The sequence below is a fragment of the Kutzneria buriramensis genome (assembly GCF_003387475.1).
GTDB classification, from domain to species: Bacteria; Actinomycetota; Actinomycetes; order Mycobacteriales; family Pseudonocardiaceae; genus Kutzneria; species Kutzneria buriramensis.
In genome coordinates this window covers 546,912-568,667 of sequence record NZ_QUNO01000004.1, presented here as the reverse complement: position 1 = coordinate 568,667, position 21,756 = coordinate 546,912, and the positions used below count along the sequence as shown (strand labels likewise).

At 70.7% G+C, this 21,756-nt stretch carries 16 protein-coding genes and 1 tRNA gene; 12 read left to right on the top strand and 5 right to left on the bottom strand.

Translation table 11 applies throughout. The features are described from left to right. Positions 1 to 3: 3 nt before the first annotated feature. Positions 4 to 1,107, bottom strand: a complete 1,104-nt coding sequence (locus BCF44_RS14770) for a DUF4190 domain-containing protein (protein ID WP_116174789.1) — start codon at positions 1,105 to 1,107, stop codon at positions 4 to 6. A 143-nt stretch (positions 1,108 to 1,250) separates the two neighbouring features. Between BCF44_RS14770 and tdh the strand changes: the two genes are divergently transcribed. The 3 genes from tdh to BCF44_RS14755 are packed head-to-tail and all read left to right on the top strand — an operon-like array spanning position 1,251 to position 4,336. Then, positions 1,251 to 2,282: an L-threonine 3-dehydrogenase gene (tdh, locus tag BCF44_RS14765; RefSeq protein ID WP_116174788.1), complete on the top strand. Its 1,032-nt coding sequence runs from the start codon at positions 1,251 to 1,253 to the stop codon at positions 2,280 to 2,282. Further along, complete coding sequence (locus BCF44_RS14760; protein ID WP_116174787.1) at positions 2,283 to 3,464, top strand: glycine C-acetyltransferase; 1,182 nt, start codon at positions 2,283 to 2,285, stop codon at positions 3,462 to 3,464. Further along, the gene (locus tag BCF44_RS14755) at positions 3,461 to 4,336 is read left to right on the top strand and encodes a LysR family transcriptional regulator (RefSeq protein ID WP_116174786.1); all 876 of its coding nucleotides are present in this window, start codon (positions 3,461 to 3,463) and stop codon (positions 4,334 to 4,336) included. Before BCF44_RS14760 ends, BCF44_RS14755 begins: the two co-directional genes overlap by 4 nt. Before the next feature lie 104 nt (positions 4,337 to 4,440). Here the strand turns inward: BCF44_RS14755 and BCF44_RS14750 are convergent. Next, positions 4,441 to 4,513, bottom strand: a tRNA-Thr gene (locus tag BCF44_RS14750). Positions 4,514 to 4,783: 270 nt separating this feature from the next. Between BCF44_RS14750 and BCF44_RS14745 the strand changes: the two genes are divergently transcribed. The 3 genes from BCF44_RS14745 (at position 4,784) to otsB (ending at position 10,448) form a co-directional block, all read left to right on the top strand. Then, positions 4,784 to 6,169, top strand: coding sequence for a threonine/serine exporter family protein (locus BCF44_RS14745; protein WP_116174785.1), 1,386 nt, complete (start codon positions 4,784 to 4,786; stop codon positions 6,167 to 6,169). Between the two features lie 242 nt (positions 6,170 to 6,411). Then, positions 6,412 to 7,839 (top strand): alpha,alpha-trehalose-phosphate synthase (UDP-forming), encoded by a 1,428-nt coding sequence (locus BCF44_RS14740; RefSeq protein WP_246015048.1) that lies wholly within the window; start codon positions 6,412 to 6,414, stop codon positions 7,837 to 7,839. 71 nt (positions 7,840 to 7,910) lie between these two features. Beyond that, positions 7,911 to 10,448, top strand: a complete 2,538-nt coding sequence (gene otsB / locus BCF44_RS14735) for a trehalose-phosphatase (RefSeq protein WP_116174783.1) — start codon at positions 7,911 to 7,913, stop codon at positions 10,446 to 10,448. A gap of 175 nt (positions 10,449 to 10,623) precedes the next feature. Here the strand turns inward: otsB and BCF44_RS14730 are convergent, their stop codons facing one another. The 3 genes from BCF44_RS14730 to BCF44_RS14720 form a co-directional block, all read right to left on the bottom strand. Continuing rightward, positions 10,624 to 11,523, bottom strand: coding sequence for an MBL fold metallo-hydrolase (locus BCF44_RS14730; RefSeq protein ID WP_116174782.1), 900 nt, complete (start codon positions 11,521 to 11,523; stop codon positions 10,624 to 10,626). A gap of 74 nt (positions 11,524 to 11,597) precedes the next feature. Beyond that, entirely contained in the window at positions 11,598 to 12,980 is a 1,383-nt protein-coding gene (gene radA, locus BCF44_RS14725; RefSeq protein ID WP_246015046.1) for a DNA repair protein RadA, read from the bottom strand. A 106-nt stretch (positions 12,981 to 13,086) separates the two neighbouring features. Then, positions 13,087 to 13,788: a hypothetical protein gene (locus tag BCF44_RS14720; protein ID WP_116174780.1), complete on the bottom strand. Its 702-nt coding sequence runs from the start codon at positions 13,786 to 13,788 to the stop codon at positions 13,087 to 13,089. A 253-nt stretch (positions 13,789 to 14,041) separates the two neighbouring features. Between BCF44_RS14720 and BCF44_RS14715 the strand changes: the two genes are divergently transcribed. The 6 genes from BCF44_RS14715 (at position 14,042) to BCF44_RS14690 (ending at position 21,678) form a co-directional block, all read left to right on the top strand. Beyond that, the gene (locus BCF44_RS14715; RefSeq protein ID WP_043719844.1) at positions 14,042 to 14,530 is read left to right on the top strand and encodes a CarD family transcriptional regulator; all 489 of its coding nucleotides are present in this window, start codon (positions 14,042 to 14,044) and stop codon (positions 14,528 to 14,530) included. Between the two features lie 6 nt (positions 14,531 to 14,536). Continuing rightward, positions 14,537 to 15,247 (top strand): 2-C-methyl-D-erythritol 4-phosphate cytidylyltransferase, encoded by a 711-nt coding sequence (gene ispD / locus BCF44_RS14710; protein WP_246015043.1) that lies wholly within the window; start codon positions 14,537 to 14,539, stop codon positions 15,245 to 15,247. 151 nt (positions 15,248 to 15,398) lie between these two features. Further along, positions 15,399 to 15,881 (top strand): 2-C-methyl-D-erythritol 2,4-cyclodiphosphate synthase, encoded by a 483-nt coding sequence (gene ispF / locus BCF44_RS14705; protein ID WP_116174779.1) that lies wholly within the window; start codon positions 15,399 to 15,401, stop codon positions 15,879 to 15,881. Between the two features lie 9 nt (positions 15,882 to 15,890). Beyond that, entirely contained in the window at positions 15,891 to 16,286 is a 396-nt protein-coding gene (locus BCF44_RS14700; RefSeq protein ID WP_116174778.1) for a PPOX class F420-dependent oxidoreductase, read from the top strand. Positions 16,287 to 16,365: 79 nt separating this feature from the next. Beyond that, the gene (locus tag BCF44_RS14695) at positions 16,366 to 17,073 is read left to right on the top strand and encodes an HAD family hydrolase (RefSeq protein WP_246015041.1); all 708 of its coding nucleotides are present in this window, start codon (positions 16,366 to 16,368) and stop codon (positions 17,071 to 17,073) included. A gap of 231 nt (positions 17,074 to 17,304) precedes the next feature. Continuing rightward, entirely contained in the window at positions 17,305 to 21,678 is a 4,374-nt protein-coding gene (locus BCF44_RS14690) for an SdrD B-like domain-containing protein (RefSeq protein ID WP_116174777.1), read from the top strand. Positions 21,679 to 21,756 lie beyond the last annotated feature (78 nt).

The following is a 21,756-nucleotide window of genomic DNA, read 5'->3' as shown; positions in this document are numbered from 1 at the left end:
TGATCAGCCGGCCGGCAGGTGCAGGGCCGTCCGGACGGCCTTGGCCTCGACGGATCCGTCATGACTGTCGGCGTCGTCCAGCGCGTCGTCCAGGCTGTCCTCGTCGGTGGCCGCGGCGGCGCGCTGGCGGTCGGCGAGCTCCTGCTGCTTGGCGGCCACGAGCTTGTCGACCGAGGGTTGCACGGCGGCCGGCCACGGACCGGCCTGAAGCGCGGCGATCTCTTGCTGCACAACGGGAACGGACCGCACCGCGACGTCGTGCTCCTCGGCGAACGTCTCGGCGTTCTCCTCCTCGTCGACGATCTTGTTGTACGGCGCGACGGCGTCGAGGTAGCGCTTCTGGTCGGCGTTGTAGGGCACCCCGGTGTCCTTGACGTGCCCCGTCATCTTGGCCCCGGTGGCGTTCGCGAAGTAGCACTTCACGGACCGGTCGCCGTGAGTCCAGGAAGCCTGCTGCGGGTACAGGTAGAGGACCTCGATGTCGGGATAGTTCATGCCGGGCGTCAGGAACTGGTCGGAGTCGGCGGTGCACCTGGACCGGCCGACGGCCTGGACGGCGGCCGTGCCGGGGAAGGACGTCGCGGACAGCGGCTCGACGGCGAACACCTCGGCGTCGTGCGGCTGGCCGCAGTCCCGGACGGTCACGGCCTTGCTGGTGTTGTCCCGGTCGAAGCACTGCCCCGGCTTGAAGTTGTAGCTGGTGTTCGCGCCGGAGGACGACGTCCGCGTCGGATCCGTCGCCGCGGCGATCACGGCGAAAACGACGATGGCGACGACCAGCAAGATCCACAGGCTGGACAGCACGATGCCGGTGATGGCCATGCCGCGTCCGCGCTCCCCGGTGCGGCGGATGCCGACGAGCGCGATGATGCCGAACACCAACCCCAGCACCAGGCCGCTGAAGGGGGCGAGAATGCCCAGCACCAGGGACGCGATGGCGAAGCCGTTGACGCCGGGGCGCATGCCGTACGGGCTCGGCGGCATTCCGTACGGACCGGCTGGCATGCCGTAGCTCGGCGGCATGCCGGGGCTCCAGGGCGCCGGCTGAGCGGGCGGCATCGCCGGGTAGTTCTGGTACGCGGGCTGCTGCTCGTGCTCCGTGGACATTTCCGGATTACCGCCGTCTCTCCCCTTAACGGACAGCCAGAGGCTACCGCCCTGCGGATCCGGCGTCGCTGTGAAATAACCCTAACAAGCGTCTTCAGAAACTCGCGATGGACTACACAGGGAGGGAGGGCGAGACTTCGGCCATGAAGGCACTGGTCAAGGTCGACGCGGCGCCGGGTCTCGAGCTGACCGACGTGGCGGATCCGCAGGTCGGGCCCGCGGACGTGGCGGTCCGGGTGCTCCGCACCGGCATCTGCGGCACCGATCTGCACATCGACTCCTGGGACGACTGGGCGGCCAAGAACGTGAAGCCGCCGCTGGTCCTCGGCCACGAGTTCGTCGGCGAGGTGGTGGAGACCGGCCGGAACGTCACCGGCGTCAAGGTCGGCGACCTGGTCAGCGGCGAGGGCCACCTGGTCTGCGGCACGTGCCGCAACTGCAAGGCCGGCCGCCGCCACCTGTGCGCCAACACGCGCGGCCTGGGCGTGCACAGCAACGGCGCCTTCGCCCAGTACGCGGTGCTGCCGGAGCAGAACGCCTGGGCGCACCGCACCGAGGTGGACCTGGACGTGGCGGCGATCTTCGACCCGCTGGGCAACGCGGTGCACACGGCGCTGTCCTTCCCGGTCATCGGCGAGGACGTGCTGATCACCGGCGCCGGCCCGATCGGCATCATGGCCGCGGCCATCGCCCGGCACGCGGGCGCGCGCCACGTCGTCATCACCGACGTCAGCGAGCACCGGCTGGAGCTGGCCCGCAAGGTCGGCGTGGACCTGGCGCTCAACGTCGCCGACGCGACGCTGGCCGACGCCTACGACCGGCTGAACATGACCGAGGGCTTCGACGTGGGCATGGAGATGTCCGGCCAGCCGTCGGCGCTGCGGGAGATGATCGCCAACATGTCGCACGGCGGCCGGATCGCGATGCTCGGCCTGCCGTCGAAGGAGTTCCCCGTCGACTTCGGCTCGGTGGTGCTGAAGATGCTGCACCTCAAGGGCATCTACGGCCGGGAGATGTTCGAGACCTGGTACTCGATGTCGGTGCTGCTCCAGGCCGGCCTGGACGTCGCCCCGGTGATCACGCACAAGTTCCACTACACAGAACACCGCACGGCCTTCGACACCACGCGCGCGGGCCGCTGCGGCAAGGTGCTGCTCGACTGGACGGAGAAGTAGATGTACGGCGCGATGCGGGACGACCTGCGGGCCGGGCTGGCCGAGATCCGCGAGGCGGGGCTGTACAAGGCGGAGCGGGTGCTGGGCGGGCCGCAGGCGGCGCAGGTCAGCGTCACCGGCGAGACCGTGCTCAACTTCTGCGCCAACAACTACCTCGGCCTGGCCGACCACCCCGTGCTGGTGCGGGCCGCGCACGAGGCGCTGGACCAGTGGGGCTTCGGCATGGCGTCGGTGCGCTTCATCTGCGGCACCCAGGAGCTGCACAAGCGGCTGGAGGCCCGGCTGTCGGAGTTCCTCGGCACCGAGGACACGATCCTGTACAGCTCCTGCTTCGACGCCAACGGCGGCCTGTTCGAGACGCTGCTGACCGACCAGGACGTGGTCATCTCCGACGAGCTGAACCACGCGTCGATCATCGACGGCGTCCGGCTGTGCAAGGCCAAGCGGCAGCGCTACCGCAACCGGGACATGGCCGACCTGGAGCGGATCCTCCAGGAGTCGGCCGACGCCCGCTACCGGCTGATCGCCACCGACGGCGTCTTCTCCATGGACGGCTACCTCGCGCCGCTGGACAAGATCTGCGAGCTGGCCGAGCGCTACGACGCCCTGGTGATGGTCGACGACTCGCACGCCGTCGGCTTCACCGGCCCGACCGGCCGCGGCACGCCCGAGCTGTTCGGCGTCACCGACAAGGTGGACGTCATGACCGGCACGCTCGGCAAGGCGCTGGGCGGCGCGAGCGGCGGCTACGTGTCGGGCCGCGCGGAGATCGTGGAGATGCTGCGCCAGCGGTCGCGGCCGTACCTGTTCTCCAACTCGCTGGCCCCGTCCATCGCCGGCGCCGCGCTGGCCGCGCTGGACCTGCTCAGCTCGTCCGGCGAGCTGCTGGACCGGCTGCGGGCCAACACGGAGCTCTTCCGTCGGCGGATGACCGAGGAGGGCTTCGACCTGCTGCCCGGCGAGCACCCGATCATCCCCGTGATGATCGGCGACGCCGCGAAGGCCGGCCGCATGGCGGATCTGCTGCTGGAGCAGGGCATCTACGTGATCGGCTTCTCGTATCCGGTGGTGCCGCACGGGAAGGCCCGGATCCGCACCCAGATGTCCGCCGCGCACACGCTGGAGGACGTCAACCGCGCCGTCGACGCGTTCGTCGCGGCACGGTCCAAGATGGACGGATGATCGACCCTCGACGGCTGCGGGTGTTGCGGGCGCTGGCCGACCACGGCACGGTGACCGCGGCCGGCCGCGCGCTGCACCTGACGCCGTCGGCGGTGTCGCAGCAGCTGGCGGCGCTGGAGGCCGAGACCGGGCAGGAGTTGCTGCGGCGCAAGGGCCGGCGGGTGTGGTTGACGCCCGCCGGCGAGCTGCTCGTGGTGCACGCCAACGCCGTCGCCGCCGAGCTGGAACGGGCCGAGGCCACCCTGGCGGCGTTCTCCACCGGCCTGCGGGGCCCGGTCCGGCTGGCCAGCTTCGCCTCGGCGATCACCCAGGTCGTCGCGCCCGCCGTGGCCGCGCTGAGGGCCACCGCGCCGGACGTCACCGTCCTCGTCCAGGACGCCGAGGGGCACGCCAGCATCCCGCTGCTGCTGGACGGCGAGATCGACGTCGCCATCACCGAGGAGTACCGCCCCGCGCCGCAGACCGACGACCGCCGCCTCAAGCGTTTTCCGTTGTATGTGGAGCCTTTCGACGTCGTGCTGCCGGCCTCGCACCGGCTCGCCGCCGAGTCCGAAGTGGACGTCGCCACCCTCGGCGACGAGCCCTGGATCGCGCCGCTGCCCGGCAACCCGCTGCGGGACGTGCTCTTACTGGCCTGTTCCGACGCCCGGATCCGGCACACGTCCGACGACTTCCGCGCCATCGTCGCCCTGGTCGCCGCCGGCGCCGGCGTCGCGCTGGTCCCCCGCAACGCCTTCACCCGCACACCCGGCGCGGTCGCGGTGCCCGTCAAGGGCAACCTGTCGCTGCGCCGGGTCTTCGCGGCGGTGCGGAAGGGCAGCGAGGACCACCCGCTGATTCGGCTGGTCCTGGGGGCGTTGGCACGCGGGTGACGTCTGGGGCAACGCCCCAGGCCGAGGTCTGGGGCGTTGCCCCCCAGACGCGACATCAGGCGACGTGGCCCGCGCTTTCCGCGGGCACACGTGTCCAGAGACTGAGCCGGCGGCGGGACTTGAACCCGCAACCCCTCGCTTACAAGGCGAGTGCTCTGCCAATTGAGCTACGCCGGCATGGCGCTTGCACATGGTAATTGGCAGGGCCTGGTGGCACCTGCGGCGAATGGGCTGCTCAGGGTAGAACCGCGTTCCTCCGACCGGAGGTCGACTCAGCCTCCCGGGTGGTGCGCACCACTCCTGACCAGCGCAGACGCGCCATGCGCAATCGGTGATCGGTGTCGGCCGATCGGGGTAACCCGGCGGAGCGTGTCGGAGACCACGTCGTGGCCCTTGCAACGGTTGGGTGAACGACGCCGATCCTGCGTACGGGCTATCGAGGAGGGAATGGGCAACGTGCGGCACACCCGGGGAGTGCGGGCGAGCTTGTGGCGACGGCGGCGGACACCGGTGCCGTCACCCTCGCGGCCGCCCACGGAAGTGGGCCCGGAGCTGCCGCCGGACAGCACGGTGAACCTGGTTCTGGACCTCGCGCTGCGCATCGGCGAGGTGCAGTTGGCCAGCGGCGCGGCGGCGGCGGACGTGGCCTCGACACTCGTCCAGGTGACAGCGGCGTACGGCCTTCCCCGCTGTGAGGTGGATGTGACGTTCATCTCGATCTCCGTCTGCTGTCATCGCGGCACGGCCGCGTCGCCGGTGATGTCGATGCGCGTGGTCCGCTCCCGCGGCCTCGACTACACCCGCCTGGCCGGTCTGGAGGCGCTGGTCCGACGGGTCATCGCCGGCACGGCGTCGGCCGAGGAGGCGTCCGCCGAGCTGGACGAGATCAGCACGGCGAAGCACCCGTACCCGCGCTGGCTGGCGACGGTGGCGTGGGCGGCGATGGCCGGGTCGGTTGCGCTGCTGCTCGGCGGCGGCCCGGTGATGGCGCTGGTCGCGGCGGCAGTGACGGCTGTGGTGGACCGCGTCGGCCGCCTCCTCAACCGCCGCAACCTGCCGTTCTTCTTCCAGCAGGTGGCCGGCGGCGCGCTCGGGGCCGGCGGGGCGCTGGTCGCCACCGCGACCGGCCTGGTGCCGCCGAACCAGCTGTCGCTGGTCGTCGCGGCGGGCATCGTGGTGCTGCTGTCCGGCCTGTCGGTGGTCAGCTCCGTGCAGGACGCCATCAACGGCTACAACGTCACCGCCTCGGGCCGCACGATGGAGACGCTGCTGATGTCGGTCGGCCTGATCACCGGCGTGGCGTTCGCGCTGCGCATCGGCGTGAAGCTCGGGGTCGGTTCCACGCTGGCGCCGGTGTCGCCGCTGAGCTTCGGCACGGTTCCCATCCAGATCGTCACCGGCGCGGCCGCGGCGGTGTTCTTCGCCCTGGCCAGCTACGCCCAGCCACGGGCGCTGCTCGTCGCCGGCCTGTCCAGCGCACTGGGCGTCGGCGTGTACAGCACGCTGCAAGCCGCCGGCGCGGACGTGCTCACCGGCTCCGCGCTGGCGGCAGTGCTGATCGGCTTCTGCGGCCAGCTGCTGTCCCGGCGGCTGAAGGTGCCGCCGCTGGTGGTGGCCATCTCCGGCCTGACGCCGCTGCTGCCCGGCCTCACCACGTACCGCGGGCTGTACCAGCTCACCGTGCAGGGCGACATGGCCGGCCTGTCCACCCTCGTGCTGGCCATGGGCATCGGCCTGGCGCTGGCCGCGGGCATGGTGCTCGGCGAGTTCCTGGCCCACCCGGTCCGGGCCCGCCTCGGCCGGCTCGAACGCCGCCTGCGCGGCCCCGGCTGACCGGACCAATCCCCGACGAACCCTCCCCTTCGTTCCTTTGCAAGGGACCATTCCACTCGATGAACGTCAGGAATGGTCCTTTCACTAGTTCCCGAGCGCATACCATTGCCGGGTCGAGAATTCGACCCGGGTGACGGTCGCCACTCGGGGGTAGCCCCGTCGGCAGGACGCGCCTGCAACCGAAGCTGGTTAGCCTCGGGAGGCGCAGCGCCACGAGCACCTGTCGAGGAGGCGTCACCCCGTTGAGCACCAACGGCTCGGATTTCATCGTCGTCGCCAACCGGCTTCCGGTCGATCTGGAACGCATGGAGGACGGCACCCAGCGGTGGAAACACAGCCCGGGTGGCCTGGTCACCGCCCTCGAGCCGTTCCTGCGCTCGCGCAGCGGCGCCTGGGTCGGCTGGCCCGGCGTGGCCGACGCCGAGGTGGAGGCCTTCGAGGAGGAGGGCCTGCGGCTGCACCCGGTGGGCCTGTCCGCGGCCGAGGTCCGTGACTACTACGAGGGCTTCTCCAACGGCACCCTGTGGCCGCTCTACCACGACGTGGTCGCGCCGCCGGTGTTCGACCGGGCCTGGTGGGAGAGCTACGTCAAGGTCAACCGGCGGTTCGCCGACGCCTGCGCGTCGATCGCCGCCAAGGGCGCGACGGTGTGGGTGCAGGACTACCAGCTCCAGCTGGTGCCGCAGCTGCTCCGTGAGCAGCGCCCCGACCTGCGGATCGGCTTCTTCCTGCACATCCCGTTCCCACCGGTCGAGCTGTTCATGCAGCTGCCGTGGCGGACCGAGATCATCCGCGGTCTGCTCGGCGCCGACCTGGTCGGCTTCCACCGGCCCGGCGGCGCGCAGAACTTCCTGTGGCTGGCCCGCCGGCTGGTGGGCCTGGAGCCCAGCCGCGGCGCGGTCGGCGTGCGCACCCGTCCGGGTGTCGTCCAGGTGGGTGACCGCACGGTGCGGGTGGGAGCGTTCCCGATCTCCATCGACGCCGCCGGCCTGGACGCGATCGCCCGCAGCCGGGAGACCCAGGCCCGGGCCAAGCAGATCCGCGAGGAGCTGGGCAACCCCAAGCGGATCATGCTCGGGGTCGACCGGCTCGACTACACCAAGGGCATCGACGTGCGGCTGCACGCCCTGCACGAGCTGCTGGCCGAGGAGCGCATCACCGCCGAGGACACGGTGATGGTGCAGCTGGCCACGCCCAGCCGGGAACGCGTCGAGCACTACAAACAGATGCGCGGCGAGATCGAGCAGGTCGTGGGGCGAATCAATGGCGAGTTCTCCCGGGTTGGCCACCCGGCCGTGCACTATCTCCACCAATCAGTGGACAGGCGGGAACTGTGTGCGTTCATGAGTGCGGCGGACGTGATGATCGTGACGCCTGTCCGAGATGGTATGAATTTGGTCTGCAAGGAGTACGTGGCCTGCCGATACGACCTCGGCGGGGCACTGGTCCTCAGCGAGTTCGCCGGCGCGGCCTCGGAGCTCACCAGCGCGTTCCTCGTCAACCCGCACGACCTGGACGGGGTGAAGAACTCGCTCTATGCCGCCCTCACCGTGGATCCGGCCGAGGGCCGCCGTAGGATGCGCGCACTGCGCCGTCAGGTCCTGACCCATGACGTCGACCGCTGGGCGCGGTCGTTCCTCGAGGCTCTCGGCACCGCGGCGCCGAACTGATTCAATTCAGTACCAGTGTGGCCCACACCTGAATACCCCGAAAATCCCCCGAAAGCCTGAGGAGGAGGCGCGTGACCGCCGAGGCCCTCCCCGCGGAGCTCCGTCGCGCGCTCGTGCAGCTGGCACGAACGCCGCGGCTGCTCGTCGCGTGCGACTACGACGGAACGCTCGCCCCGATCGTGTCCGACCCCGAACAAGCGCGGCCGTCCACCGAGTCGGTCGGTGCGCTGCGTTCGCTGGCCGGACTCCACGAGACCACCGCGGCGGTGATCAGTGGTCGCGCCCTGCGCGACCTTGCGACACTGTCGCGGCTGCCGGGCGAGGTGCACCTGGTCGGCAGCCACGGCTCCGAGTTCGACGTGGGCTTCGTGCATGCCCTGGACGCCGACGCCAAGGCGCTGCACCGGCGCATCGAGGACGCCCTGGAGGCCCTGGTCGCCGACGCCGAGGGCGTGCACCTGGAGACAAAGCCGGCCAGCATCGCGGTGCACGTGCGCCGCGCCGCCGACGCCGAGACCGGCGAGCGGGTGCTGGCCGCCGTGCGCTCCGGGCCGGCCACCTGGGACGGCGTGCAGGTCACCGAGGGCAAGGCGGTGATCGAGCTCGCCGTCGTGCAGACCGACAAGGGCCACGCCCTGGACGTGCTGCGTCACCAGGTCGGCGCGACCGCGGCGATCTTCCTCGGCGACGACGTCACCGACGAGAAGGCGTTCGCCCGGCTGACCGGCCCCGACCTGGGTATCCACGTCGGCGACGGCGACACCCTGGCCGGCTACAAGATCGCCGACACGGTCGAGGTGGCCACCGTGCTGGCGTTCCTCCTGGAGGAGCGCCGGACCTGGCTGTACGGCGAGCAGGCGCCGCCGATCGAGCGGCTGTCCATGCTGGCCAACGAGCGCTCGGTGGCGCTGGTGACGCCGGACGCCAAGATCACCTGGCTGTGCCATCCCGAGCCGGACTCGGCGGCGGTGTTCGCCGACCTGCTCGGCGGCCCCACCGCCGGGGTGTTCTCGATCAAGCCGGAGCGCAACGGCCTGCCCCTGGGCCAGCGCTACCTGCCCAACACCATGACCGTGGAGACGCGCTGGTCGCGGCTGCTGGTCACGGACTACCTGGACCACTACAGCGCCCCGCACCGCACCGACCTGGTGCGGGTCATCTCGGGCGCGACCACCGCGAAGATCGAGTTCGCGCCGCGCCCGGAGTTCGGGCAGGTGCCGGTCGCGCTGGTCGCCGAGGAGGACGGCCTGCGCGTGGTCGGCACCGGGGACCCGATCGTGCTGCGGTCACCCGGCGTTACCTGGACGATCAGCTCGGACGGCATGCACGAGACGGCGACCGCCATCGTCTCGCCCGGCCCCGACGCCCCGGTCGTGCTGGAGCTGCGCTGCGGGACCGACGACCTGTCGCCGAACCCGGTCAGCGAGGCGGAGCGGCGGGCTCGCAGCGGCCGCTACTGGTCGGAGTGGGTGGAGACGCTCACGCTGCCGCCGGTGGAGAAGGAGCTGGTGCTGCGGTCCGCGCTGACCCTGCGCGGGCTGGTGCACTCCGAGTCCGGCTCGATCATGGCCGCGGCGACCACGTCGCTGCCGGAGGAGATCGGCGGTGTCCGCAACTGGGACTACCGCTACTGCTGGCTGCGTGACGCGGCGCTGACCGCGCAGGCCCTGGTGTCGCTGGGCTCCACCAGCGAGGCCGAGGCGTACCTGGGCTGGGTGCACCGCGTGCTGGCCACGCTGCCCGGCCCGGAGCGGCTGCACCCGCTGTACACGTTGCACGGCACCACGCTCGGCCCGGAGGCCGTCATCGACACGCTGCCGGGCTACGCCGGCTCGCGGCCGGTGCGCGTCGGCAACCTGGCCAACCAGCAGGTGCAGCTGGACGTGTTCGGGCCGGTGGTGGACCTCGTCGCCAAGCTCACCGAGGCGCGGGGGAAGCTCACCGACGACGACTGGCGCATGGTGCAGGCCATGGCCGAGGCCGTCTCGCGCCGCTGGCACGAGCCCGACCACGGCATCTGGGAGGAGCGGCACGCGCCGCGGCACAACGTCTACTCGAAGGTCATGTGCTGGATGACCATCGACCGGGCGGTCAAGCTGGCCGAAGGCTACGGCCGCGAGCTGGACCCGTCCTGGCCGGCGCTGCGCGACGCGATCGCCACCGACGTGCTAAAGAACGGCTGGAACGAGGAGGTCGGCGCCTTCACGACCGCCTACGACGGCACCGACTTGGACGCCGCGTCGCTGCACGTGGGCCTGACCGGCCTGATCGACCCGACCGACGAGCGCTTCCAGTCGACGGTCACCGCGATCGAGGCCGAGCTGCGCTCCGGCTCCACCGTCTACCGCTACCACCGGGACGACGGCCTGCCGGGCGACGAGGGTGGTTTCCACCTCTGCGCGGCGTGGATGATCGAGGCGTACCTGCTGTCGGGACGGCGCACCGAGGCCGAGGAGCTGTTCGCGCAGCTCGTCGACTGCGCCGGGCCGACGGGGCTGCTGCCCGAGGAGTACGACCCCATCGCCGAGCGGTCGCTGGGCAATCATCCCCAGGCTTATTCACACCTGGGCCTGATCCGCTGTGCACAGCTGCTCTCGACGCACCAGTGACAGTACGTAGCTAAAAGGCCGTGTCCACGATCGGGTGACACGGAAACCGACACTCTCCGTGATCGAACGGAAGGGGTGTTGCCACCGGCAACGCCCCTTCCGTCGTCTCCGCACCCGAGTTGTCCACAGGGTTGTGCACAGTGGTTGTGCACAAGTGGGGACAACTGTGGACAGGTCAGATGTCGAGCTTGATGGGGCCGCCGAACGGCTTGAGCATGGCCATCGCCATGGTGACGATGTCGGCGTCCAGCCCGTGCTGGTCGGCGTGAGTCTTGATCAGGTTCACGGCGTGCCGCTCCCCCTCCGACCACGTCGACCACCGCTGCCGGGCCTCGGCCTCCAGGGCGGCGAAGTCCGGCGCCTCGACGGCGGTGACGTCGAGCAGCCAGCTCAGGTACGCCCGCAGGTCGGGGATCGCGGTGGAACCGGCGGCCTGCATCGGGCCGTGGCCGGGCACCAGGTGCCGGTGCTCCAGGGTGGTCAGCCAGTCGAGGGCCTGGACCCAGCCGGCGGCGGTGCCGGCCATCACCAGCGGCACCACGCCGACGAACACCAGGTCGCCGGTGAACAGCACGCCGTCGGACGGCACGTGCACGACGAGGTCGCCGGCGGTGTGCGCGATCCACGGCACCGGCAGCACGTCTGCGCTGACGCCGCCCAGCTCGACGGAGCTCGGCTCGGCGACCAGCTGGTCGATGGCGGGCGGCGTGACGTCGCCCCAGCCGTGGAAGTCGAAGACCTGCTCGAACAGGTGCGGCCCGGCGGCGATCATGTCTGCGCTGTGCCCGGTGGCCAGCAGCCGGCCGCCGGCGCGGGCGATCTGGATGGCCCCGTGGGCGTGGTCGCCGTGCCAGTGGGTGATCGCCGCGACGAGGCGGTCCCCGTCGTGCCCCGTGTCCGTGCGCACGGCGTCGAGGAACCGGGCCGTACGCGCCTCTGTGGCCAGGGTGTCGACGACGAGTGTGCGCTCGCCGCCGGTCACCCAGCCGGCGTTGTTCAGGAACCAGCCACCGGTCGGCTGCTCGTACGCGCGGGTGGCCGGGCCGAGGGAATGCACCAACGGGGATTGCGACATGCCGGCAGTCTCTCAGCCGGGGCCGCCGCCGTCCGCCGCGCGCCTCACCACCAGCCCGAACTCGGCACGAGTGGTCACTTCTTGGCCACGTCGTAGAGCACCTGGAGCGCCTGGCCCATGTCGCTGACCACCAGCGCCCGCACCTCCGGCGGCAGCGGACCGGAATCCGGCGGCACCAGCGCCCGGGTGAAGCCCAGCCGCGCCGCCTCGGCCAGCCGCCGGCCGACCCCGGTGACCCGTCGGATCTCGCCCGCCAAGCCCACCTCGCCGACCGCCACGACGTCCGCCGGCAGCGCCGCGTCGACGGTGGCCGAGGCGACCGCCAACGCGATGGCGAGGTCGGCCGCGGGCTCGGTGATGCGCATGCCGCCGACGGCCGCCGCGAACACGTCCTGGTCGGTCAGCCGCACCCGGCCGCGCCGCTCCAGGACCGCCAGGATCATCGCCAGCCGGGCCGAGTCCAGATCGCTGACCGCGCGGCGCGGGGCCGGCAGGCCGGTCTTGGACACCAGCGCCTGCACCTCCGCCAGCAGCGGCCGCTTGCCCTCCATCACGACCGTGACGGCCGTCCCCGGGACGCCGACGTCCTTGCGGTTCAGGAACAGCCCGGACGGATCGGGCACGCCCGCGATGCCGTCGTCGCGCAGCTCGAAGCAGCCGACCTCGTCGGCCGGTCCGTAGCGGTTCTTCACGCCCCTGACCAGGCGCAACGTGCTGTGCCGGTCGCCCTCGAACTGGAGCACCACGTCCACCAGGTGCTCCAGCACCCGCGGGCCGGCGATCGAGCCCTCCTTGGTGACGTGGCCCACCAGCACCACCGGCAGCGCGTTCTCCTTGGCCAGCGCGATCAGCGCCGACGCCACCGCGCGCACCTGCGTCACGCCGCCGGCCGTGCCGCTGTCCTCGGCGGACTGGATGGTCTGCACCGAGTCGGCGATCATCAGGCCCGGCTTGACCTCCTCGACGTGGCTGAGCACCGCGGACAGGTCGCTCTCGGCCGCCAGGAAGATCTCCGGGTGCAGGTTGCCGGTGCGCTCGGCCCGCAGCCGCACCTGGCCCGCCGACTCCTCGCCGGTGACGTACAGCACCGGGCCGGAGTCGCCCTTCTCCGCCCAGCGGTGCGCGACCTCCAGCAGCAGGGTCGACTTGCCCACGCCAGGCTCGCCGGCCAGCAGCACCACCGCGCCCGGCACGATGCCGCCGCCGAGCACCCGGTCCAGCTCCGAGACGCCGGTCGGTCGGACCTTGGTCTCCTCGACGTCCACCTCGGAGATCCGCCGGGCCGGCGAGCTCGGCGCGCCGGCGGCGATCCGGGCCAGCCCTGCGCGGGCCGGCGCGCGCTCCTCGACGGTGCCCCAGGCCTGGCACTCCGGGCAGCGACCGACCCACTTGGCCACCTCGAAGCCGCACTCCGCGCACCGGTAGCTGGACTTCGCCGGCTTCGTGTTCTTCACCACGGACGGAACGCTATCGAGAGGGTCTGACAGTTTTTTCGCCGCGCGTGTCGCGCGGGGCTCGGCCGCTCTGATCCGGTGCGGCCTCGCATGGCCACCTGGGAACGACTCAGTTGTTGTCGCGGGGAGCGGTGTCGGCCGCGATCGGCACGCTCAGCGTCAGGTCGCCGGCGCCGGCGAACGTGAAGGTGACCGACACGGTCTGACCCGGCTGGAGCTTGTCCAGGGTCAGGCCGACCAGCACGATCTGGATGCTGCCGACCGGCAGGTCCGCGCTCGGCGTGGTGGTCGCCGTGACCGAGGTGGACGTCGCGGAGCTGCTGCTCGACGAGGAGCTGGAGGAGCTCACGGAGGTGGAGCTCGACGCGCTGCCCGAGGTCGACGTGCCGGTGGTGGACGTCGCCGTCGTCGTCGCGGTGGTGGTCAGCGGGATGAGCTTGTTCGCGGACGCGGCGATGGCGTGCTGCGACGGGATGGTGGCGTCGCCGACGATCTGCGCGCCGGAGCCGAACTGCGGGCTGGTGACCCCGGCCAGCCTGTCGGACTTGCTGCCGGTGTTGACGATCGTCACGACCAGCGGCGCGCTGTCGCCCCGGCTGTAGTACTGCTTGCCGGCAGGGAACGCGAGCTGCACGTTACGCACCGCGATCTGGCCGACCGTGCCGGACGCCCCGTTGATGGCCGGCACCTGCGTGTCGGTCTGGGTGACCTGGCCCGCACTGCAGCCGGACACGACAAGGGCGGCGCCGATCCCCAACACGGCGGGAAGCAAGCGCAGTCGCGTGATCAGGTTCTGCTCACCGCTGCTCACTGTGGCGGGATCCTTCCTTGGCGCACCTCAAGACCGACACTGCGCCCGAAGCCTAACCACTGCCCCCGACGGCCCGCGCACACGGTGCCACTTCGCGTTGTCCACTGTGGATCGACAGGGGGGTGTCAGCACGCCGAATCGGGGTTTGTCAACCCCCCGTGCGGCCGCTGACCTGCGGTAACGGATCTTCGGCCCGAGGCGCGAGAGTTGCCGGACGTGTTAAGCTGGGGTCAGCGAAAGGGGCAGAGGACACATGGTTTTCAAGGTCGGAGAGACCGTCGTCTACCCGCACCACGGTGCCGCTCTCATCGAAGCGATCGAGACCCGTCTGATCAAGGGCGAGGAGAAGAAGTACCTCGTCCTGAAGGTCGCCCAGGGCGACCTGACGGTCCGCGTCCCCGCTGACAACGCCGAGATCGTCGGCGTGCGGGACGTCGTGGGCCAGGACGGGCTCAACCGGGTCTTCGAGGTCTTGCGTGCTCCCCACACGGAGGAGCCGACCAACTGGTCCCGGCGGTACAAGGCCAACCTCGAGAAGCTCGCCTCCGGCGACGTGAACAAGGTGGCCGAAGTGGTGCGTGATCTGTGGCGACGCGAGAAGGACCGCGGGCTGTCCGCCGGCGAGAAGCGCATGTTGGCCAAGGCACGGCAGATACTGGTCAGTGAGCTCGCACTGGCCGAAGGCACTGACGAAGACAAGGCCGAGGTCCTGCTGGACGAGGTCCTCGCTACCGCATCCTGAATTTCGTTGACGACTCCGGTGGCCGCGGACGCGCGCGTCGTGGCGCTCGTGCCCGCGGCCGGCCGGGGAGTACGCCTCGGCGCCCCCATCCCGAAGGCGCTGGTCCCCGTCTGCGGGGCTCCCCTTCTGGTCCATGCCGTGCGCGGCCTGCTCGCCGCCGGCTGTGTCGACCAGGTCGTCGTCGCGGCCCCGCCGGACATGGTGGACGTGGTCGTCGACGCGCTGCGTGAGTTCGGTCCCACCGTCCGTGTCGTGCCCGGCGGTGAGGAACGCTCCGACTCCGTCCGTCTCGCGCTCGACGAGGCGGTCTCGACCCACCCCGACACCCGTGTCGTCCTCGTGCACGACGCCGCCCGCTGCTTCACCCCGCCCGAGGTGATTCGCGCCGTCGTCGAAGCGGTTCGAGCCGGCGCGCCCGCCGTGATTCCCGTGCTGCCCGTCGCGGACACGGTCAAAGAGGTCGATTCCGCGGGGCACGTGGTCGCCACCCCCGATCGGTCCCGGCTGCGCGTCGTGCAGACCCCGCAGGGCTTCGACATCGACTTGCTGCGCCGGGCCCATGATCAGCAAGATGCCCCGGTGACCGACGACGCCGGTCTGGTCGAGCGGCTGGGCGAGCCCGTCGCCACCGTCGCCGGCCACCCGCACGCCCTGAAGATCACCACCCCGTTCGATCTGGTGATCGCCGAGGCGCTGTTCTCAGGAGCGCAGCTGTGACCGAGCTTGCGAGGGCACCATTCAACACCGGGACCTGGGTCGCAGACCCGCCGAGCGCCAGCGAGGGGGGACTGTGACCGAGCTTGCGAGGGCACCGTTCAACACAGGGACCTGGGTCGCAGACCCGCCGAGCGCCAGCGAGGGGGGGCCTGTGACCTTCCTCCCCCGCGTGGGCGTCGGCACCGACGTGCACCCCGTCGAGGCCGGCCGCGACTGCTGGCTGGCCGGGCTGCTCTGGCCGGACGTCGACGGCTGCGAGGGCCACTCCGACGGCGACGTCGCCGCGCACGCGCTGTGCGACGCGCTGCTGTCGGCGGCCGGTCTGGGCGATCTCGGCGCGGTGTTCGGCACCGGCGACCCGCGCTGGGCCGGCGCGAGCGGCGTCACCCTGCTGACGGAGGTGCGCCGTCGGCTCGACGACGCCGGCTTCAGCGTGGGCAACGCGGCGGTGCAGGTGATCGGCAACCGGCCGAAGATCGGCAAGCGCCGGGAGGAGGCGCAGCGCGTGCTGTCCGACGCGATCGGCGGCCCCGTCTCGGTGTCCGGGACGACCACGGACGGGCTGGGCCTCACCGGCCGCGGCGAGGGCATCGCGGCGGTCGCCACCGCGCTGGTTGTGCCAGCAACGAACTAGGGTCTGCACATGTCGGTTTCCCTGAACGATGCGTCCCGCGCCCTCATCGACGGCGCCAACTTCGCGTCCATCGCGACCCTGAACCCCGACGGCAGCCCGCAGACCTCGGTCGTGTGGGTCGCCCGCGACGGCGACGACCTGCTCTTCTCGACGGTCGTCGGCCGACAGAAGGAGCGCAACCTGCGCCGGGACCCGCGGATCAGCGTCACGATCTTCGACCAGCAGCAGCCGTACAGCTACATCGAGGTGCGCGGCTCGGCGACGATGACGCCGGAGGGCGGCCGTGAGCTGATCAACTCGCTGTCGCACAAGTACCGCGGCGAGGACTACCCGATGGAGCCGGAGAGCACCGTGCGTGTGGTGATCCGACTCACGCCGCAGAAGGTGACCGGCTACGCGGCCTGAGTAATCAGTCCACTGTGGACCGCCGCGACCGCGTCACGTTCGCTTGGGCGCGGCGGTCCAGACCAACTACGTTGGCGGTGTGGCTGACATCCAAGGTGTCCTGTTCGACTTCTCCGGCACGCTGTGCCGCCTGGAGTTCGGCTCCGGCGTGCTGGACGGCCTGATGGACGACGCGGGCGCGCCCCTGGAGATCACCGACCAGGTGGAGCTCATGCGCCGGCTCACCGCCCCCGTCGGCATCTCCGAGGGCCTGCCCGAGGAGCTGCACGAGGCGTGGCACCGCCGCGACCTCGACACCACCGTGCACCACACCGTCTACACCGCCGCGCTGCACGCGGCCGGGCTGCCCGGCGGGGCCGCGGAGACCGTCTACCGACGGATGCTGGACGCCGAGAACTGGGTGCCGTACCCCGACGTGCTGCCGGCCCTTCGGGCCGTGCGCGCCGCCGGTCTGCGCAGCGCCGTGGTGAGCAACATCGGCTGGGACATCCGCCCGGTGCTGGCCAGGCACGGCATCGTGGACCTGGTCGATGTCGTCGTTATGTCCTATGTGGAGGGTCACGTCAAGCCGGAGCCGGAGATCTTCGCCGCCGCCTGCGCGCGGCTCGGCCTGGAGCCGGCCAACGCGCTGATGGTCGGCGACAGCGAGGAGGCCGACGGCGGCGCCGCGGCGCTGGGCTGCTCGGTGGCGATCGTCGACCCGCTGCCCACCGCGCAGCGCCCGGACGCCCTGCTGGCGGCGCTGTCCGCTTACGGCATCGCCCAAACTCACTCTTTCGGGGACTAATCCGAACGGGCCGTCGACTACCGGAAACGCCTGTTCGATAGCGCGCGCGACTAACTCGCGCGGGTGACAAACGGGCGCCGCCACGGCGTGGAAAAAGGCCTTTCCCTGCGGAACCGACCCGGCCTTCCACCTGCGTGTAAACGATTTCCCCCTTCCAGGGATACCGTCGACGATCACCGGCGAATACGGTCGCGAGGAATTCTCCTGCGAGCGGAACCGAGGTGCCGTCAGGTGAGCAGGTCACGCGCCAAATCAACGTCGATACTGGCCGTTTTCACGTCGATAGCACTGGTGGCCAGCGGCGCCGTGCTCGCACCGTCGGCGACGGCCGCCGGGCCGACCGTGCCGGCCGGCTGCGTGGGCGGCATCGCGCCCAATCCGAGCGTCGAGCAGACGGGCAGCGGTGGCGCCCCCACCGGCTACACCTTCACGCCGGCCTCGCCCGTGCCCTCGGGCACGCCGAACAGCAAGCAGCCCAAGCTGTACACGGACGGCACCTACCCCCAGGACGGCAAGCTCTACGCGCTGATCTCCACGCCGGACGGCAAGGTCAGCACCGCGTACGAGAGCGTGCCCAAGGTGTTCCCGGGCGGCATCTACACGCTCACCGACTGGACCGGCACGCACGCGTCGAACCTGGCCCAGAGCGGCAACGACCAGTACACCGGCCTGCGGTTCTACGATTCCGGCGGCACCCAGCTGGCGCAGACCCAGCTGAAGGTCACCCACGACGTCAACACCGACGGCAAGGTCGGACGGCAGGACTTCGCGCCGTACACCGCGCCCGCCGGCACCGCCTCGGTGAAGTTCTTCGCCAGCACCAACTACAACTGGGTGAAGTGGGACTGCGTGTTCCTCCAGCTCGCGGCGTACAGCGTGAAGAAGGAGGTGCAGGACCCGACCACCGGCGCGTGGGGGCCGACCGCCACGATCCCGGCCGGCGGCACCGCCAACTACCGCATCACCGTGACCAACGAGGGCACCCAGCAGCTGACCGGCATCACGGTGAACGACCCGTGGTGCACGACGCAGCCCGCCGGCAGCCCGTTCACGCTGGCCGCCGGCGCCAACAAGGCGCTGACCTGCTCGCACACCAACGTGGCGGCGGCCGATGACGGGCACGTCAACACCGCGACCGTCTCCGGCGTGACTTCCCCCGGCGGCAACCTGCCGAACCAGACGGCGACAGCGACGATCAAGGTCTCCACGCCGACCCCGCCGGTGACGAACAAGCTCGGCGACTACGTCTGGGTGGACACCAACCACAACGGCATCCAGGACTCCGGCGAGCCGGGTCTGCAGGGCATCCCCGTGACGTTGAAGGGCACGAAGACCGGCACCGGCACCACCGACGCGAGCGGCAAGTACCTGTTCGACGGCCTGCCGGACGGCACGTACAGCGTCTGCTTCGACTTCTCCAAGCTGCCGGCCCAGTACGCCGACTACAAGCCGACCAAGCAGAACGCCGCCGGCCACAACGGCACCGACTCCGCGGCGGACGCCACCGGCTGCACCGCGACGACCACGCTGGGCGCCAGCAAGCGCGAGGACCTCACGCTCGACGCCGGCATCACCGGGCCGCCCAACCAGCTCGGCGACTACGTCTGGATCGACACCGACAAGAACGGCATCCAGGACAGCGGCGAACCCGGTGTCCTGGGCGTCACCGCGACGCTGAAGAACGACCAGGGCACGACGCTGGGCACCACGAAGACCGATGCCGGCGGCAAGTACCTGTTCGACAACCTCGCCGACGGCACCTACCAGGTCTGCTTCGACACGAGCGCCGCCGGGCAGTACGCCAGCTACCAGCTGACCCAGGCCAACGCCGCCGGTCACAACGGCACCGACTCAGCCGCCGACCCGTCGACGAAGTGCACCAACACCACGACGCTGGGCACCGGCAAGCGCCAGGACCTGACCCTGGACGCCGGCCTGGTGCCGCCGACCAACAAGCTCGGCGACTTCGTCTGGCTGGACACCAACAAGAACGGCATCCAGGACAGCGGCGAGCCGGGCGTTCCGGGCGTCACCGTCACGCTGAATGGCACCTCGTCCACGACGACCACCGATGTGGACGGCCACTACCTGTTCGACAGCCTGCCGGACGGCACGTACACGGCGTGCTTCGACCTGAGCACGGCGCCGGCGCAGTACGGCGGGGACAGCTTCACCAAGGCCAACGCCGCCAACCACAACGGCACGGACTCGGCGGCCGACCCGTCGACCAAGTGCGCCGCGCCGACGACTCTGGGCCCGACCAAGCGCGAGGACCTGACGCTGGACGCCGGCATCGTCAGCCCGCCGAACAAGATCGGTGACTTCGTCTGGGTCGACCTCAACAAGGACGGCATCCAGAACAGCGGCGAGCCGGGCGTGCAGGGCGTTCCGGTGTCGGTGAAGGACAACACCGGCAAGGTCGTCGGCACCGCGACCACCGACGCCAACGGCAAGTACCTGGTGGACAACCTCAACGACGGCACCTACACCGTCTGCTTCGACCTGTCGAAGCTGCCGCAGGCGTACAGCGACTACCAGCTGACCAAGCAGAACGCCGCCAGCCACAACGGCACCGACTCCGCGGCCGACCCCGGCACCGCATGCACCGCGCCGACGACGCTCGGCTCGGACAAGCGGGCGGACATGACCCAGGACGCCGGCATCCAGCCGCCGGTGAACCGCCTCGGCGACTACTTCTGGGTCGACAGCAACAAGAACGGTGTTCAGGATGCCGGTGAACCCGGTGTCCAGGGCATCACGGTGACGTTGAAGGGCCCGCAGTCGGCGACGACCACCACCAACGCCAGCGGCAAGTACCTCTTCGACAACCTGCCCGACGGCACGTACAGCGTCTGCTTCGACGTCTCGAAGTTGCCGCAGCAGTACGGCGACTACCAGGTGACCAAGCGGAATGCCGCCAACCACAACGGAACCGACTCCGCCGCGGACACCACCGGCTGCACGATGACCACGACGCTGGGTGCCGGGCACCGTGCGGACATGACCCTGGACGCGGGCATCATGAGTCCGCCCAACCAGGTCGGCGACTACGTCTGGGTCGACAGCAACCACAACGGCATCCAGGACACCGGTGAACCCGGCCTGGAGGGCGTGACGGTCAACCTGACCGGCACGCAGACCGCCTCCACCACCACGGACGCCAACGGCAAGTACCTGTTCGACAACCTGCCGGACGGCACCTACAAGGTGTGCGTGGACCTGTCGAAGCTCCCGCAGCAGTACGGGGACTACGCCTTCACGACGCAGAACGCGGCCAACCACAACGGAACCGACTCGGCGGTCGGCACCAACGGTTGCACGCCGGACGCCACGGTCGGCGTCGGACACCGCTCGGATCTGAGGCTGGACGCCGGCATCGCCGCGCCGAACAACAAGCTCGGTGACTTCGTGTGGGTCGACAGCAACCACAACGGCATCCAGGACGCCGGTGAACCCGGCGTGCCGAACGTGCCGGTGACGCTGAAGGGAACCACCCCCGGCAGCACCGTGACCGACGCAGGAGGCAAGTACGCCTTCGACAACCTGCCCGACGGCACGTACAGCGTCTGCTTCGACCTGTCGAAGCTCCCCCAGCAGTACGGCGACTACGCGCTGACGAAGCAGAACGCCGCCAACCACAACGGAACCGACTCCGCCGCGGACACCACCGGCTGCACCACGACCACCACCCTGGGGGTCGGGCACCGGCAGGACCTCACGCTGGACGCCGGCATCTCCGCGCCGCCGAACCAGCTGGGCGACTTCGTGTGGGTCGACGGCAACCGCAACGGCGTCCAGGACGCCGGTGAGCCCGGTGTGCAGGGCGTGACCGTGACGTTGAAGGGCACCTCCTACGCCACGACCACCGATGCCGCCGGCAAGTACCTGTTCGACAACCTGCCCGACGGCACGTACACGGTCTGCTTCGACGTGGCCAAGCTGCCGGCGCAGTACACCGAATACCTGGTGACCAGGCAGAACGCCGCCAACCATGACGGCACCGACTCGGCGGCGGACCCGGCGAGCGGCTGCACGAAGTCGACCACGCTCGGCGTCGGGCACCGCAAGGACCTGACCCTGGACGCCGGCATCGTCGCGCCGGCCAACCGGATCGGCGACTTCGTGTGGTCCGACACCAACGGCAACGGCATCCAGGACGTCGGTGAACCCGGCATCAAGGGTGTGACCGTGACGCTGAAGGGCACGTCGTACACCACCACGACCGACGGCAACGGCAAGTACCTGTTCGACAACCTGCCGGACGGCACGTACACGGTGTGCTTCGCGGTCACCGGGAAGTACCGGGTCACCAAGCAGAACGCCGCCAACCACAACGGCACCGACTCGGCGGCCGCGCCGGCGTCGGCCTGCACGCCGAGCACCACGCTCGGGTCCGGGCACCGGCAGGACATGTCGATGGACTGCGGTGTGGTCCCGCAGCCGCAAGCGGCTCCGGTCGTCCCGGCCACGCCGACCGGCGCCCAGCCGGCGCAGCTGGCCTACACCGGCGCCGACAGCGCCCCGCTGGTGGCGCTGGCCGGGCTGCTGCTGGTCCTCGGCGGCGGGCTCGTGCTGCTGACACGCAGGAGGAGGACGGACAGCTGACCTGACCGTCCGCGGAAGGGGCGCCGGCCGGTTGGCCGGCGCCCCTTCTCACGCAGCGTGACCTGGGCGAATGTAATG